At 70.2% G+C, this 13,892-nt stretch carries 12 protein-coding genes and 1 pseudogene; 5 read left to right on the forward strand and 8 right to left on the reverse strand.

From position 1 onward, the window contains the following. Positions 1–155: 155 nt before the first annotated feature. The 6 genes from ACQKIP_RS05780 to ACQKIP_RS05805 all read right to left on the reverse strand — a co-directional run bounded on the left by ACQKIP_RS05780 (position 156) and on the right by ACQKIP_RS05805 (position 5,443). Positions 156–530, reverse strand: a complete 375-nt coding sequence (locus tag ACQKIP_RS05780) for a hypothetical protein (RefSeq protein ID WP_361199208.1) — start codon at positions 528–530, stop codon at positions 156–158. A gap of 84 nt (positions 531–614) precedes the next feature. After that, positions 615–1,007: a roadblock/LC7 domain-containing protein gene (locus ACQKIP_RS05785; RefSeq protein WP_365863780.1), complete on the reverse strand. Its 393-nt coding sequence runs from the start codon at positions 1,005–1,007 to the stop codon at positions 615–617. 82 nt (positions 1,008–1,089) lie between these two features. After that, positions 1,090–1,860, reverse strand: a complete 771-nt coding sequence (locus ACQKIP_RS05790) for a transcriptional regulator (protein ID WP_365863778.1) — start codon at positions 1,858–1,860, stop codon at positions 1,090–1,092. Between the two features lie 5 nt (positions 1,861–1,865). Next, entirely contained in the window at positions 1,866–2,282 is a 417-nt protein-coding gene (locus ACQKIP_RS05795) for a hypothetical protein (protein WP_365863777.1), read from the reverse strand. A gap of 249 nt (positions 2,283–2,531) precedes the next feature. Further along, entirely contained in the window at positions 2,532–3,899 is a 1,368-nt protein-coding gene (locus tag ACQKIP_RS05800) for an APC family permease (protein ID WP_365863775.1), read from the reverse strand. A gap of 158 nt (positions 3,900–4,057) precedes the next feature. Beyond that, positions 4,058–5,443: a diaminopimelate decarboxylase gene (locus tag ACQKIP_RS05805; protein ID WP_365863773.1), complete on the reverse strand. Its 1,386-nt coding sequence runs from the start codon at positions 5,441–5,443 to the stop codon at positions 4,058–4,060. A gap of 146 nt (positions 5,444–5,589) precedes the next feature. Here ACQKIP_RS05805 and hutU point away from each other — a divergent pair, with 146 nt between their 5' ends. From hutU to hutI, 4 genes are all read left to right on the forward strand, one after another. After that, positions 5,590–7,254, forward strand: coding sequence for a urocanate hydratase (hutU, locus tag ACQKIP_RS05810; RefSeq protein WP_365863771.1), 1,665 nt, complete (start codon positions 5,590–5,592; stop codon positions 7,252–7,254). Between the two features lie 17 nt (positions 7,255–7,271). Beyond that, a complete protein-coding gene (locus ACQKIP_RS05815) occupies positions 7,272–8,468 on the forward strand; it encodes an allantoate amidohydrolase (RefSeq protein ID WP_365863892.1) in 1,197 nt (398 codons plus the stop codon). Then, positions 8,459–9,832 carry a formimidoylglutamate deiminase gene (locus tag ACQKIP_RS05820; protein ID WP_365863770.1) on the forward strand — a complete coding sequence of 458 codons (1,374 nt, stop codon included), beginning with the start codon at positions 8,459–8,461 and terminating at the stop codon, positions 9,830–9,832. Before ACQKIP_RS05815 ends, ACQKIP_RS05820 begins: the two co-directional genes overlap by 10 nt. 257 nt (positions 9,833–10,089) lie before the next feature. Next, the gene (hutI, locus tag ACQKIP_RS05825; RefSeq protein WP_365863768.1) at positions 10,090–11,268 is read left to right on the forward strand and encodes an imidazolonepropionase; all 1,179 of its coding nucleotides are present in this window, start codon (positions 10,090–10,092) and stop codon (positions 11,266–11,268) included. A 153-nt stretch (positions 11,269–11,421) separates the two neighbouring features. On the opposite strand, the pseudogene ACQKIP_RS05830 reads toward hutI, so the two are convergent. Further along, positions 11,422–11,532, reverse strand: a pseudogene (locus tag ACQKIP_RS05830) (DUF397 domain-containing protein); the annotation flags it as partial. Positions 11,533–11,594: 62 nt separating this feature from the next. Next, the gene (locus ACQKIP_RS05835) at positions 11,595–11,867 is read right to left on the reverse strand and encodes a Scr1 family TA system antitoxin-like transcriptional regulator (protein ID WP_365863766.1); all 273 of its coding nucleotides are present in this window, start codon (positions 11,865–11,867) and stop codon (positions 11,595–11,597) included. A 636-nt stretch (positions 11,868–12,503) separates the two neighbouring features. On the opposite strand from ACQKIP_RS05835, the gene ACQKIP_RS05840 reads away from it, so the two are divergent. Continuing rightward, positions 12,504–13,763, forward strand: a complete 1,260-nt coding sequence (locus tag ACQKIP_RS05840; RefSeq protein ID WP_365863764.1) for a DNA sulfur modification protein DndB — start codon at positions 12,504–12,506, stop codon at positions 13,761–13,763. The last annotated feature ends 129 nt before the right edge of the window (positions 13,764–13,892 follow it).

Consider the following 13,892-nt stretch of genomic DNA (forward strand, 5'->3'; position numbering starts at 1 on the left):
GCGTGGCTTTCGCGGCCGCCCGGCCGCGGCGGGTGTTGTCGCCCGGGGGGGGGGGGGGGGGGGCCCGTTTGGTGGTGTCGTGGCGGGGTGGCCATGCGGGCGCCGGCCGCGGGCGGGCCGGCCCCCCGCGCCCGGCCCCGCCCCGCTCCGTGTGCTCAGACGTCGAGATTTGCCTCGATCCGTTTGAGCTGGTGCCGGGCCATGGCCAGATTGGCCCGGTCCTTGTCGAGGGCCACGTAGAGGAAGAGCCCGTTGTTGTTGCGCCCCTTGATCAGCCGGATCAGGTGGTACTGGCTGCTGAGCGAGATCAGGATGTCCTCGATGTCGTCCTTGAGGTTGAGCATCTCCATCGTGCGCAGCTTGGCGCGCACCACGTCGGTGTTGCCGGCCGCGGCGACGGACAGATCCAGGTCCTTTCCGCCGCCGATGGTGCCCAGGGCCATGCCGCTCGTGTAGTCGACGAGGGCGGCCCCGATGACTCCTTCGATCGAGGTGGTGACTTCCTTGAGCGATGTCTCTGTGTTGGCCATGGATTTCGCACTTCCTTTCCGTCTGCTGGTTGTCCGTGGTGTCCGCGGTGACGAGGACGATGGGGGTGTGGTGGGGGACATGGTTCAGATTTCCTCCGCTCGTTCGACGGCGGCGTCGACCAGCTCTCCGATGACCGCGCTGGAACGGCGGCCCTCCAGATGGAGCCGGCCCACGTTGACGCGGGGCTCGGCGAGCAGGGTGAGCACGGCGGAGGAACCGGCGGTGTACGTCGCCACGTAGCCGTCCTCGCCGCGGATGAGCAGTTCGCGGAAGCCGCCCTGATGCGTGGCGTCCGACAGGCGCAGGGCGACGCCGAGCGCCGCCGCCGTGAGGGCACAGACGCCCTCACCCTCGACGTCGGTGGCGTCCTGCGCGAGCAGAAGCCCGTCGACGCTGGCCGTCAGGGCGCCCCTGAGCTGAGGAATCCTGGTCCGCAGCCGTTTCAGTTCCACGAGTACGTCGGCTTCGGCAGCCATCAGCTCTCTCCTCCCGGCGCGCCTCCAGGGCGCGAAGAACTTCATGGGCATCGCGGCCGATTCCGCTGACGCGTACGGAGATTCACAGGCTCGCCTCCAGTGCGTCACGGACCCGGCGCAGCAGGGCGATGTCCGGCTCGGGCTGGTCCTCGGCGAACGGGACGGGGAGCACCGGCAGGGCCGGGTCCTCCGTCCGCGGGGGTTCCACGAGTCCGGCCGCGGCGAGCCGCCTGACCTCGATCAGGGTGTGGAACGTGGGGCGGCCGAGGGCCCAGGCGATGGCCGTCGGCGTGCGGACACCGTCGGCCAGGCGCAGCAGCGCGTCCTGGCGGCCGGTGAGTTTGTGGCCGGGCGCGGGCGGGCGCGGCACGACGGGGGACGTGTCGAGCTCCGGGCAGGGCCAGACGCTGTCCAGGAGGGCGCGGCGCCGCCGGGTCTCACGCTCCACGGTCTCGGCCGCCACCGGGCGCACCCGGCCGAGCCAGTGCGCGACGCCGTAACGGAACCGGGTGGGCCCGCTCGCCGGGCCGAGGACGAAGAACGCGGCGTCGAACAGCGCCCCGATGTGGCACATCTCCAGCTCGCCCGCGGTTATTCGGCCGCTGTCGACCAGGTGGCGGCCCACCTCGTGCCGGGTTCCGGCGAAGGAGAGGGCCTCCTGCCAGCCCTGCGCGGGCAGCGCGCCGCCGGCGGTGAGCAGGACGTCTATGCCCGGTGCCGCGGGGCTCTCCGCGTGCACGATGCTGCCGTCGACGAGGTACAGGGTGCCCTGGTCGCGCAGGAGGGCGCCGGTCGCCTGTTCGGCGGCCAGGCGCATCAGCATGGGTGAGATGGCGGATGCGGTGATGCGCATGGTGTTCACACCAGGACCAGGCGCTCGGAGAGATCCCGCAGCCGCAGGCGTGCCATCGCGAGATTGCCGGTGTGCCGGTCCAGCCAGAGGTAGAGGAAGACGCTGCTGTCGAAGGTCGTCTCGACGAAGCGGATCAGATGGAATCCGGTCCGCGTGGTGACCATGAGGTCCTCTACGGGAAGTTCTTTGCGGTCCGTGCCGCCGCGCGCGGGGTCCAGCGGGTCGTCCTTGGGCGCGAACGCCTGGTACTCGGCCGCGGACCGCGCCACCTCGGCAGTCTCCGCGGCCGTCGCCTCGTGGTCGCCGCCCGGGGGATCGCCGACCGAACCGAGGGCGAGCCCGCTGGTCCAGTCGACGATCGCTGCTCCGCGCGCACCGGGCAGTGTCATGGCTTCGAGCAGACACTCGTCGATTCCGGGCACGCGGCTCCCCTTCCCCAGGGTTGAACCGGGTGGCCCCTACCACCCGACCGGGAGCTGTGCGCTGCCCGGTGTGAGGAAGGTAGGCGGAAGGCGTGGAGTTTCCAGGGAAATCGGCACTTTCCAGGGGAACATGCCCGACCTCGACGGGATCGGTGCGAGGCGGGGCCGGGTGAGGCCCGAGCCTGACCGAAAGTAGCGACCTAACGATCGCTTCGTCCCCGCGTCAGCCCGGCCGGGTCGCCCGCCGCGTCACTCCTCGCCGCGAGCCTTCAGGACCACCTTGTTCACGGCCCAGAGGCCGATGCCGACGGCGAGCAGTACCCCGGCCCGGATGTAGACCTCCGCCGGGCGGTCCGCGAGGGGGCTCGCGAGGACGAGGGCGGTGATGGCGCCGAGCACCGGGAGGATCGTGGGCGCCCGGAAGTGCTTGTGCTCCACGGGGTCGCGACGCAGCACGAGGACCGCCACGTTGACCACCCCGAACACGCACAGGAGCAGGAACGCGGTGGTGTCTCCGAGCCCCTCGATCTCGCCCGTCGACACCAGGCCGATCGCGAGCAGCGAGACGAAGACGATGCCGACCACCGGTGTGCGGCGGCGGGACAGGACCCGGCCCATCGCGCGCGGCAGGATGCGTTCGTTGGCCATGCCGTAGCAGAGCCGGGAGGCCATCATGATGTTGATCAGCGCCGAGTTGGTGACCGCGAACAGGGCGATCAGGGCGAAGAGTTTGTGCGGGAAGTCGATCCCGCCCGCCTTCACGACCTCCAGGAGCGGGCCGCTCGATCCTTCGAGCACCTTGTAGTCGACGAGCAGCGACGACACGAGCGCCACCAGGACATAGATCGTGCCCGTCACCGCGACACCGATGAAGATCGCCCGCGGGAACGTACGCGTCGGATCCTTCGTCTCCTCGGCCATGTTCACCGAGTCCTCGAAGCCGACGAACGCGAAGAAGCCGAGCGCGGTCGCGCCGAGGACGCCCGTCATCAGGGCATAGGACGTGCCGTCGCCCGCCTCGAACTCCGTCAGGCGGGACGCTTCACCGTCCCCGCTCAGGACCGCGTACGCCCCGATCGCCAGGATGATGGCCAGGCCCGACAGCTCGACGAGGGTGAGGACCACGTTCGTCTTCACCGACTCCGAGACGCCCCGCAGGTTCAGCGCCGCGAGCGCGAGGATGAAGAGGATCGCGACCAGCGTCGGCGGCAGCGCGTCGTTCGTCAGCTCTGAGAGGTAGTCGCCGCTGAACGCGCGGGCCGCGGCGCTCGCCGACGACAGGCCCGAGCACATCACCATGAAGGCGATGATGAAGGTGAAGAACGGGACCTTGAAGGCCTTCTGCGTGTAGAGGGCGGCGCCCGCCGCCTTCGGATACTTGCCGACGAGCTCGACGTACGAAGCCGCCGTCAGGAGCGCGACGACGAAGCCGATCGCGAACGGCAGCCACAGCGCGCCGCCGACCTTCCCCGCGACCTTGCCGGTGGTGGCGTAGATGCCGGTCCCGAGGATGTCGCCGATCACGAAGAGGATCAGGAGTTTGGGGCCGATCGCGCGGTTCAGCGCGGGTTCTTCTTCGGGCTGTCGAGCGTCGGTGGTGGCTTTGGACGTCGTCACAGGATCATCTCCCCCGAGGGTGTGCCTGGAGGGAGGGTCTGCCCCGGAACACCCGTGGCATGCGGGAGTTGAGGAACGTCAGAGGAACTTCGGGGGCGCCCCGGAGGGCCTTCGGGGGTTCCGCAGAGCCCTCAGAGCCCTCAGAGCCCTCAGAGCCCTCAGAGGTCGCGCAGCGCGTCCCGCTGCGCGCCTCCCGACTCGGCGACGATCTCCTCCAGGGTCTGCGGCTCCCGCACAGTGGCGAAGGCGACCGCACCGGCCTCGCCCGCCGAGAAGCCGTAGATCCCCGGCCTTGCCAGGCTGTTGTACGAGTAGTGGTGCGCGAAGTAGTACGCGCCCGTGTCGAGCACCGCCGCGTAATCACCCTGTTCGAGCAGCGGAAGCGGACGGTTCTCGGCGAGCAGGTCGCCCGCGAAACAGGCCGGGCCCGCGATGTCCTGGCCGACGTTCGGCCCGCTCTTGGGACGGCCCTTGGCGTCGAACGCGGCGATCCGCAGCGGCCAGGACGCGGGCACGTACACCGTGCGCGCCGCCACCTGGACGCCCGCGTGCGTGACCGCGATGGGCCGGGTGCCCGCCGTCTTGGCGTACTCGACGCGGGCCAGGATCGTGCCGTGCTTGGCCAGCAGCGAGCGGCCGAACTCGGTGACCAGGCCGTACCGCCCGTCCAGCAGCCCCGGCACGCGCGACTTCAGGCGGCGCGCGTACTGCGCGTGCGTCGGATTCACCTCGTCCGAGCCGAAGTTGACGGGCAGTCCGCCGCCGATGTCGATGGTGTCGATCTGCTGCCGCCCGACCCGCGCGTTGATCTCCTCGGCCAGGTCGTACGTGGCCGCCACGCCCCGCACCATCATTTCGAGCGGCATGCCCTGCGACCCGGAGTGGGCGTGCAGGCGGGTCAGCCACGGGCGGTCCAGGTAGGCCTGGACGACCCACTCGCGGGCGCCGTCGTCGAGCAGTGCGACGCCGAACTTGGAGGTCGCCGTCGCGGTGGAGAGCGCGCCGATGGAGCCGCCGCCGATCTGCGGGTTCACCCGCAGGCCGACGGGGGAGCGGGTCGGCGCCGAGCGGGTCATGGCGTCGATGCGGGCGAGCTCCTGCGGATTGTCCGCGTTCACCGCGATGCCCAGGGCGAGGGCCTCGCGCAGCTCGGCCGGGGTCTTCGCCGGCGAGTCGAGGACCGTGTGCCCGGGCGGCACACCGGCGGCCCGGGCCAGGGCCAGCTCGCCGGGGCTCGCCACCTCGGCGCCGATACCGGCGTCGCGGAGCAGCCGCAGGACCGGGACCAGGGGCGAGGCCTTCACCGCGAAGGCGTGCAGGACCGGGGTGCCGGACGGCGTGACCGCTTCGAAGGCGGCGCGCAGCGATGCGGCGGACCTGCGGATGCCGGTGACGTCCAGGAGCCCGATGATCGGGGACGCGGGGTCCACGAGGCCCTGCTCGACGGCGGCGTGGACGGCCTGGTCCCGCCGGACGGCGCGGTCCGCCGGGTCCTCTCTGTCCGCTTCGGTCGCGTGTGCGGTCTCCGTGCCCTGATCGCTCATGTGTTCCAGCCAATCATTCGTCACGTGGTCCTGCTGCCCCGTCGACGTATTGACTAGCTCTATTCAACATCGCAGGATGTGAATAACAAGGTCACAGCAGAGCAGCACCGGCTCGACGACAGAGCTTCACGCGAGGAGGCATCGCCATGTCAGGACCCCGCCCCGTACGGGCACCGCGCGGTACGGATCTGAGCGCCCTGGGATGGCAGCAGGAAGCCGCCCTGCGCATGCTCCAGAACAACCTCGACCCCGAGGTCGCCGAGCACCCCGACAAGCTCGTCGTCTACGGCGGCACCGGCAAGGCGGCCCGCGACTGGCGCTCCTTCGACGCGATGGTGCGCACCCTGAAGACCCTCAAGCAGGACGAGACGATGCTCGTCCAGTCCGGCCGCCCGGTCGGCGTCATGCAGACCCACGAGTGGGCCCCGCGCGTCCTGATCGCCAACTCCAACCTCGTGGGCGACTGGGCGAACTGGGAGGAGTTCCGGCGCCTGGAGGCACTGGGCCTCACGATGTACGGCCAGATGACCGCCGGTTCGTGGATCTACATCGGCACGCAGGGCATCCTCCAGGGCACGTACGAGACGTTCGCCGCCGTCGCCGCCAAGAAGTTCAACGGCACGCTCGCGGGCACGATCACCCTGACCGCCGGTCTCGGCGGCATGGGCGGCGCCCAGCCGCTGGCCGTGACCATGAACGACGGCGTCGCGATCTGTATCGACGTCGACCCGCGCGCCATCGAGCGCCGCATCGAGCACCGCTACCTGGACGTGAAGGCCGACTCCCTGGAGCACGCCCTCCAGCTGGCCACGGACGCCCGCGACCAGCGCAAGCCCCTCTCCATCGGCCTGCTCGGCAACGCGGCGGACCTCCTGCCGCGGATGCTCGCCGAGGGCGCCCCCATCGACATCGTCACGGACCAGACCTCGGCCCACGACCCGCTCGCGTACCTCCCGGTCGGCGTCGACTTCGACGACATGCAGACGCTCGCGGCCAAGGACCCGGCAGGCTTCACGGCCCGCGCGCGTGAGTCGATGGCCAGGCACGTCGAGGCGATGGTCGGCTTCATGGACGCGGGCGCCGAGGTCTTCGACTACGGCAACTCGATCCGCGGCGAGGCCCAGCTCGCGGGCTACGACCGCGCGTTCGCCTTCCCCGGCTTCGTCCCCGCCTACATCCGCCCCCTCTTCTGCGAGGGCAAGGGCCCGTTCCGCTGGGCGGCGCTCTCCGGCGAGGCGTCCGACATCCACAAGACGGACAAGGCGCTCCTGGACCTCTTCCCGGAGAACGAGTCGCTGCACCGCTGGATCAAGATGGCGGGGGAGCGGGTCCACTTCCAGGGCCTGCCCGCGCGCATCTGCTGGCTCGGCCAGGGCGAGCGCGACAAGGCGGGCGACATGTTCAACGACATGGTCGGCAACGGCACCCTCGCCGCCCCCCTCGCCATCGGCCGCGACCACCTGGACTGCGGTTCCGTGGCATCCCCGTACCGCGAGACCGAGGCCATGCTCGACGGCTCCGACGCGATCGCCGACTGGCCGCTCCTGAACGCCATGGTGAACGTCGCGTCCGGCGCCTCCTGGGTCTCCATCCACCACGGCGGCGGCGTCGGCATGGGCCGCTCGATCCACGCGGGCCAGGTCTCGGTGGCCGACGGCACGAAGCTGGCAGGCGAGAAGATCCGCCGCGTCCTCACCAACGACCCCGGCATGGGCGTCATCCGGCACGTGGACGCGGGCTACGACATCGCGGAGTCGGTGGCGGACGAGAAGGGCGTACGGATCCCGATGCGCGAGGAAGGCACCGCGTGAGCGACACGTTCCACGCCATGTGGCGCTCGCTGCGGCCCATCGGCCGCAGCGACGCCTCCGGCGGCTACCGCCGCTATGCCTGGACCGCCGCCGACGCCGAATGCCGGCTCTGGTTCCAGGCCCAGGCGGAGGCGCGCGGCCTCGACTACGAGGTCGACCGCAACGGCAACCAGTGGGCCTGGCTCGGTGACCCCTCCCGCGGCGACGCGGTGGTCACCGGCTCGCACCTGGACTCCGTCCCGGACGGCGGCGCCTTCGACGGCCCGCTCGGGGTGGTCTCCTCCTTCGCGGCGCTCGACGAACTCCGCGCCCGCAAGGTGTCGTTCAGCCGCCCCCTCGCCATCACCAACTTCGGCGACGAGGAGGGCGCCCGCTTCGGCCTGGCCTGCGTGGGCTCGCGCCTGACCGCAGGCCAGCTCACGCGCGAGAAGGCGTACGAACTGACGGACGCGTCCGGCGTGACGCTCCCCCGGGCCATGGAGGCGGCGGGCTACGACCCGTCGGCCATCGGCCCCGACCCCGAACGCCTCGCCCGCATCGGCGCGTTCGTGGAGCTGCACGTCGAGCAGGGCCGCGCCCTGGACCTCACCGGCGACCCCGTCGGTATCGCCTCCGCCATCTGGCCGCACGGCCGCTGGCGCTTCGACTTCCGGGGCGAGGCGAACCACGCGGGCACCACCCGCCTGGTGGACCGCCGCGACCCGATGCTGTCGTACGCGGAGACGGTCCTGGCGGCGCGCAGGGAAGCGGAACTCGCAGGCGCGGTAGCGACCTTCGGCAAGATCGCGGTCGAACCGAACGGCGTCAACGCGATCCCGTCCCTGGTGCGCGGCTGGCTGGACTCGCGCGCCGCTGACCAGGAGTCCCTCGACACGGTCGTGACGGGCATCGAGAAGGCGGCCCGCGAATACGCGGACCGGCACGGCATCGACCTCGACGTCGTACGGGAGTCCTTCACGCCGGTGGTCGAGTTCGAGCACGCACTGCGGGACGAGCTCGGCAGGCTGCTGGGCGGGGAGCGGCCGATCCCGGTCCTCGGCACGGGCGCCGGACACGACGCGGGTATTTTGTCCGGATCGATCCCCACCGCCATGCTGTTCGTACGGAACCCCACGGGTATCTCGCACTCCCCGGCGGAGTTCGCCGCCGAGGACGACTGTGTCGCAGGGGTGAGGGCACTGGCCGACGTACTGGAAGGGCTGGCGTGCAGGTGACGACCGATACGGCGAAGGCGACCACGTACTGGCTGGAGCACGCCTGGCTCGACACGAATGTCGAGCCGGGCGTGGCGGTGGAGGTGACGGGCGAGCGGATCACGGCCGTCCGCAAGGGCGTGGAAGCACCCCCGCCCGGCGCGACGGTGCTGCGCGGCCTCACCCTCCCCGGCCTGGCCAACGCCCACTCGCACGCCTTCCACCGGGCCCTGCGCGGCACGGTCCAGGTCGGCTCGGGCACGTTCTGGACGTGGCGCGAGGTCATGTACTCGGTGGCGGACCGGCTGACCCCGGAGACGTACCACGCGCTGGCCCGCGCGGTGTACGCGGAGATGGCCCTGGCGGGCATCACGGCGGTGGGCGAGTTCCACTACGTGCACCATGCGCGGGGAGGCGCGGCCTACGACGACCCCAACGCGATGGGCGAGGCGCTGATCGAGGCGGCGGCGGAGGCGGGCATCCGCATCACGCTCCTGGACACGGCGTACGTGGCGTCGGGCCTGCTGTCTCAGTCGCGCGGCAAGCCGCCGAACCGTCACCAGCTCCGCTTCTCGGACGGTACGACGGAGGCATGGGCGGAACGGGCCTCGGCCCTCAAGGACCGCGAGCACGCCCGCATCGGCGCGGCGATCCACTCCGTACGGGCCGTACCGGCGGACCAGTTGGGCACGGTGGCGCAGTGGGCGTCGGCCCGGCAGGCCCCCCTCCACGTGCACCTCTCCGAGCAGACGGCGGAGAACGAGGCGTGCCTCGCGGTCCACGGCCGCACGCCGACCCGCCTCCTGGCGGACCACGGGGTGCTCGGCCCCCGTACGACGGGCGTGCACAACACGCACCTCACGGACGAGGACATCGCGCTGCTCGGCCGCACGACGACGGGCACGTGCATGTGCCCCACGACGGAGCGGGACCTCGCGGACGGCATCGGCCCCGCGGTGAGCCTCCAGCGCGCGGGCAGCCCGCTCTCCCTGGGCAGCGACAGCCACGCGGTCATCGACCTCCTCGAAGAGGCGAGGGCGATGGAGCTGAACGAACGCCTGCGCTCGCACACACGGGGCCACTGGACGGCGGCGGCGCTGCTGCGGGCGGCTTCCGCCGACGGGCATGCGGCGCTGGGCTGGGCGGACGCGGGCGTGCTCGAACCCGGCGCGCTCGCCGACTTCGCCACCGTGGCCCTCGACTCGGTCCGCACGGCGGGCCCGGTCCCGCGCCTGGCCGCCGAGACAGCGGTCTTCGCGGCCACGTCCTCGGACATCCGCCACACGGTGGTGGCCGGCCGCCACGTCGTACGGGACGGGGAGCACGCGTCGATCCCGGACGTGGCGGGGGCGTTGGCGGAGGCGGTGGCGGCGCTTCGAGACTGAGCCTCCCCGGGAGCCGGGCTCGACCCCGGCTCCCTCGTCCGCCGCTTCGCGCCGGGACTTTCCCACCCACCCGCCCGATTGCCCCGCACTTGCCCGCCCACCCGAGGACGTCATTTCAGCCCGTCCGGCGTTTGAGGACGAACTCGGCGGAGCCGGTGATGACGGTGCGCACAAGGCCCTCGCGCCGAGCGAGTTTTCGGGAAGGGGCGGGGTTGGGGAAAAGAAACCGCCCGCCCCCAGCCCTCAGGGAGCCCCACATGCCGACCACCACCCTCATCACCAACATCGCCAGCCTCGTGACGAACGACCCCTCCCAGGGCGACGGAAGCCCCCTGGGCCTCGTCCAGGACGCCGCCGTCGTCCTGGACGGCGAATCCATCGCCTGGGCAGGCCCCGCCGCCAAGGCCCCCGCGGCGGACGAAACCCACGACGCAAAGGGCCACGCCGCCATCCCCGGCTTCGTCGACTCCCACAGCCACCTCGTCTTCGCAGGCGACCGCACCCAGGAGTTCAACGCCCGCATGTCGGGCCGCGCCTACTCCGCAGGAGGCATCCGCACCACGGTGGCGGCCACCCGCGCGGCCACGGACGCCGAGCTCGAAGCGAACCTCACCCACTACCTCGCCGAGGCCCTCCGCCAGGGCACCACCACCTTCGAGACGAAGTCGGGCTACGGCCTGAACACCGAGGACGAGGCCCGGGCCCTGCGCATCGCGGCACGGCACACCGACGAAGTGACGTTCCTCGGCGCCCACATCGTCTCCCCGGACTACGCGGAAGACCCGGCGGCGTACGTGGACCTCGTCACCGGCGAGATGCTGGACGCCTGCGCCCCCCACGCCCGCTGGGTCGACGTCTTCTGCGAGAAGGGCGCCTTCGACGGCGACCAGGCCCGCGCCATCCTGACGGCGGGCAAGGCCAGGGGCCTGCACCCCCGCATCCACGCGAACCAGCTCTCGTACGGCCCCGGAGTCCAACTGGCCGTAGAGCTGGACGCGGCGTCAGCAGACCACTGCACGCACCTCACGGACGCGGACGTGGACGCCCTCGCGAACGGCAACACGGTGGCGACGCTGCTCCCCGGCGCCGAGTTCTCCACCCGCGCGAAGTGGCCCGACGCCCGCCGCCTCCTGGACGCGGGCGCCACGGTGGCCCTCTCCACGGACTGCAACCCGGGCTCGTCCTTCACGTCCTCGGTGCCGTTCTGCATCGCCCTGGCCGTACGGGACATGGGCATGACCCCGGACGAGGCGATCTGGTCGGCCACAGCGGGCGGCGCGGCGGCCCTGCGCCGCACGGACATCGGCGTGATCCGCGAGGGCGCCCGAGCGGACCTCGCCTTCCTGGACGCCCCGAGCCACGTCCACCTGGCATACCGCCCTGGCGTCCCCCTGATCAGCGAGGTCTGGCGCCGGGGCGCGAAGGTGTCTGGCTGACTGACGCCGATTGCACGAAGGTCCCGCCGGTTGGGCGATATGCCCGATACCGAGCGGGACTTTCTTGCAGTACAACGCTGATACTTGCAATACAACGCTAATAGCCGCCCAGTTGGCCGTGCGTGGCGGCGGCGAGGTGGTGGCCCAGGCGGGTGCGGGAACGGCTAGAGCGGAGCCGTCCGTCACCTTGGAGTCCCGGACGGGGGCGACGCCGGGGAGGCCGTCGGCGGCCTCGACGCAGTCGCCGCTGCTGGCATTGCTGTAGCTGCTCTTGCGTCAGGCGGCGGTGCTCAAGTCATTCCCGTGGCTTGCCATTTCCAAATTCCTTAGCCGCGTCCTCGATCAGTCGTCTCAGGCAGCAGTGCGACGGCCCTGAGCAGATCGTAAGACCGTCGGCACCGCTTCACGAGCGCCGGATAGTCGATGAGTTGGCCGCTGTTCAGACTCTCGGCGTAAACGAGCGGGGGCGCGTCCGAGAAGGTTGTGGTCCTGGGCATGCCCATCATGAACGGATCTGCGGCGGCCGTTTCCGGGATGATCTCCACAATGGACCGTGTGGTCTCGACCACCTCTGCGATGTGCTCCAGCAGCTCGGCCATCTGCTCGGTGGGAGGGCCCGCCGACGGATCACCGACTCGTCGAGGATCCCCCAATACTCCGGTGGCTTCGCCTACTCGAAGAGCTCGGCCCGCCTCATCTTGCCGCTCACTTTGTCCTCGAGCTCGCTCGTTGAGGCCTTGGGCATCGCAGTACGCACGATCACCCGCGCGTACTCGGTGGTCTGCAGACATGCTTCGACCCAGGACACACGGCGCGCCGCGAGGTCGGTGGTTCCGTCTCCCCCGTGGCCCTTGCGCACTTGAGGTCGGCCGAGGGCCGGACCATTGATGCCAGCGGGGTCTTCTCACCGCTCTACTACCGTGCTGTCGCGCGCCGCCTCCTCGTAGCCGAACGGCGACTCGCGCTTGAGGGCGTGGACTAGGTCCAGCAATCATTCACGGTGTGGCACAGCCCCCTGAACACCCGTCTGAACGCGCGGAGATGGCCTCTCGGTGCCGTGGGTCGGGTCAACCTGGCGTACTCCCGGTCGGCACGGTGTAGCAGCTGAACCATCAGGCGGACTAAGGGACTTGCAACTCCGCCTGATTCACACCCGTACTTCGTTATGATCGGTCGTCGTACGACCTCGCGGGCCTCAGGCGTCCCGAGTAACTCTCGTTCGACAGGGATTCGTGGTGACGGAGCAGACGGCGGAGTACGTAACGGAGATAGATCGCTGGCGCGGTGACCCTCTGAGGGTCTTGGAGCTTAGTCCCACTCGCCTGCTGGCGACGATGCCGTGGGGGCAGCTCGCGAGGATCGTGCCGGACCCGCGCAAGGCGGAGAACACCAAGGCGCTGCGCTATCTCTCCCCCGACGAACGCCAGCAGGCGGAGACCCGCAATGAAGTGCAGCGGAACATCAAGGCGACGAAGAAGGCGACGAACGCCAGAGCGTACGCCCGCTACCTCGCCGAGGTGCTCATGGGGGATCGTGCAGAGCGCTGGGCCACCCCGCCGCTGGCGCTGTGGATCCCCAAGCGGCTGGAGACGGTGCGTGCGCAGAGCCCCTTCGGCGTGGACGTCATCGCGTACCTGCCGTTCGACGCCAGCGGTGTGCTCATGGACGCGGAGACGCAGCATCTCGCCCATTTCCTGCTGCGTGAGGACGCCGCGTCGTTCGGCGTGACCACACAGCAGGTCAATGCGCGCCTCGTCGGCGTGGAGATCTACCACGACATCGACCTGGTGGCCGCCCGGCAGATCTTCCACGACCGCAATCTGCTGGGCGTCGTGCCGAATAAGAACATCGCGCTCTCCTCGGACTCGTCGAACGTGGCCACGAACATCACACTGTCGCTGCTCAAGGACGTGCAGGTCATAGCCCCGTCCGGTGAGGGCAGGGTGCCGCTCGAGTCGGTGGTTTCCGTCCGTCAGCGGCAGCTGAAAGCGACCGACACAGAGTGGATGACGCTGTCGTCGTTGCGGTCGTTCGTCATTACGGCCCTCTTCGGCAAGGCGGGCTTCGAGAAGACGAGCGGCCCCATTTCCGACCTCCCCGAAGGCTGTACGCGGGACATTGCAACGGCAGAGATCCACGAGGTGCTGGGGAGGATCCTGTCGGCGTTCGCCCAGGCTTTCGAGCGACGTAACAACACGGTGATCGCCTCGCCGGCCGTGCTTGCGGCACTCGGGGCGGTCGCGCACCGCACCATGTCGTGGAACAAAAGCGGAGAAGTTCTAACCCCGGACGAGCTGATGGAGCTGCTGCGCGACGTCAAATGGGATCGTGACCCCGCGTACTGGGAGGGCACGGCCGGAAAGCAGACGGCCACAGGCTCGTTCTCGCTCGCCGGAGGGATCAAGGACAACGGCTCCAAGACCGCTGCGGCCCTGGGGGATTCGGAATCTCCGCGATTCCACTGGGTTCGGGATGGACGCTCGTCGGGGGCCTGAGGAGGGACACCCCTCTGAAGGGTGCCCCCGCAGTTGAACTGCGGGGGCACCCCGCAGTTTTTTGGAGAGAATCTGCATCTTTAAGGCATGGGGGTGTCAACTTGTTTTCTATTTTGTTTATTTGTGTGG

It is taken from the genome of Streptomyces sp. NPDC059900, assembly GCF_050270335.1.
GTDB lineage: Bacteria > Actinomycetota > Actinomycetes > Streptomycetales > Streptomycetaceae > Streptomyces.

Excerpts from the sequence above, each read along its gene's own strand:
- ACQKIP_RS05815 (WP_365863892.1), top strand. The coding sequence starts at position 7,272 with ATGTGGCGCTCGCTGCGGCCCATCGGCCGCAGCGACGCCTCCGGCGGC.
- ACQKIP_RS05790 (WP_365863778.1), bottom strand. The coding sequence starts at position 1,860 with ATGCGCATCACCGCATCCGCCATCTCACCCATGCTGATGCGCCTGGCC.
- hutI (WP_365863768.1), top strand. The coding sequence starts at position 10,090 with ATGCCGACCACCACCCTCATCACCAACATCGCCAGCCTCGTGACGAAC.
- ACQKIP_RS05785 (WP_365863780.1), bottom strand. The coding sequence starts at position 1,007 with ATGGCTGCCGAAGCCGACGTACTCGTGGAACTGAAACGGCTGCGGACC.
- ACQKIP_RS05805 (WP_365863773.1), bottom strand. The coding sequence starts at position 5,443 with ATGAGCGATCAGGGCACGGAGACCGCACACGCGACCGAAGCGGACAGA.
- hutU (WP_365863771.1), top strand. The coding sequence starts at position 5,590 with ATGTCAGGACCCCGCCCCGTACGGGCACCGCGCGGTACGGATCTGAGC.
- ACQKIP_RS05835 (WP_365863766.1), bottom strand. The coding sequence starts at position 11,867 with ATGGCCGAGCTGCTGGAGCACATCGCAGAGGTGGTCGAGACCACACGG.
- ACQKIP_RS05780 (WP_361199208.1), bottom strand. The coding sequence starts at position 530 with ATGGCCAACACAGAGACATCGCTCAAGGAAGTCACCACCTCGATCGAA.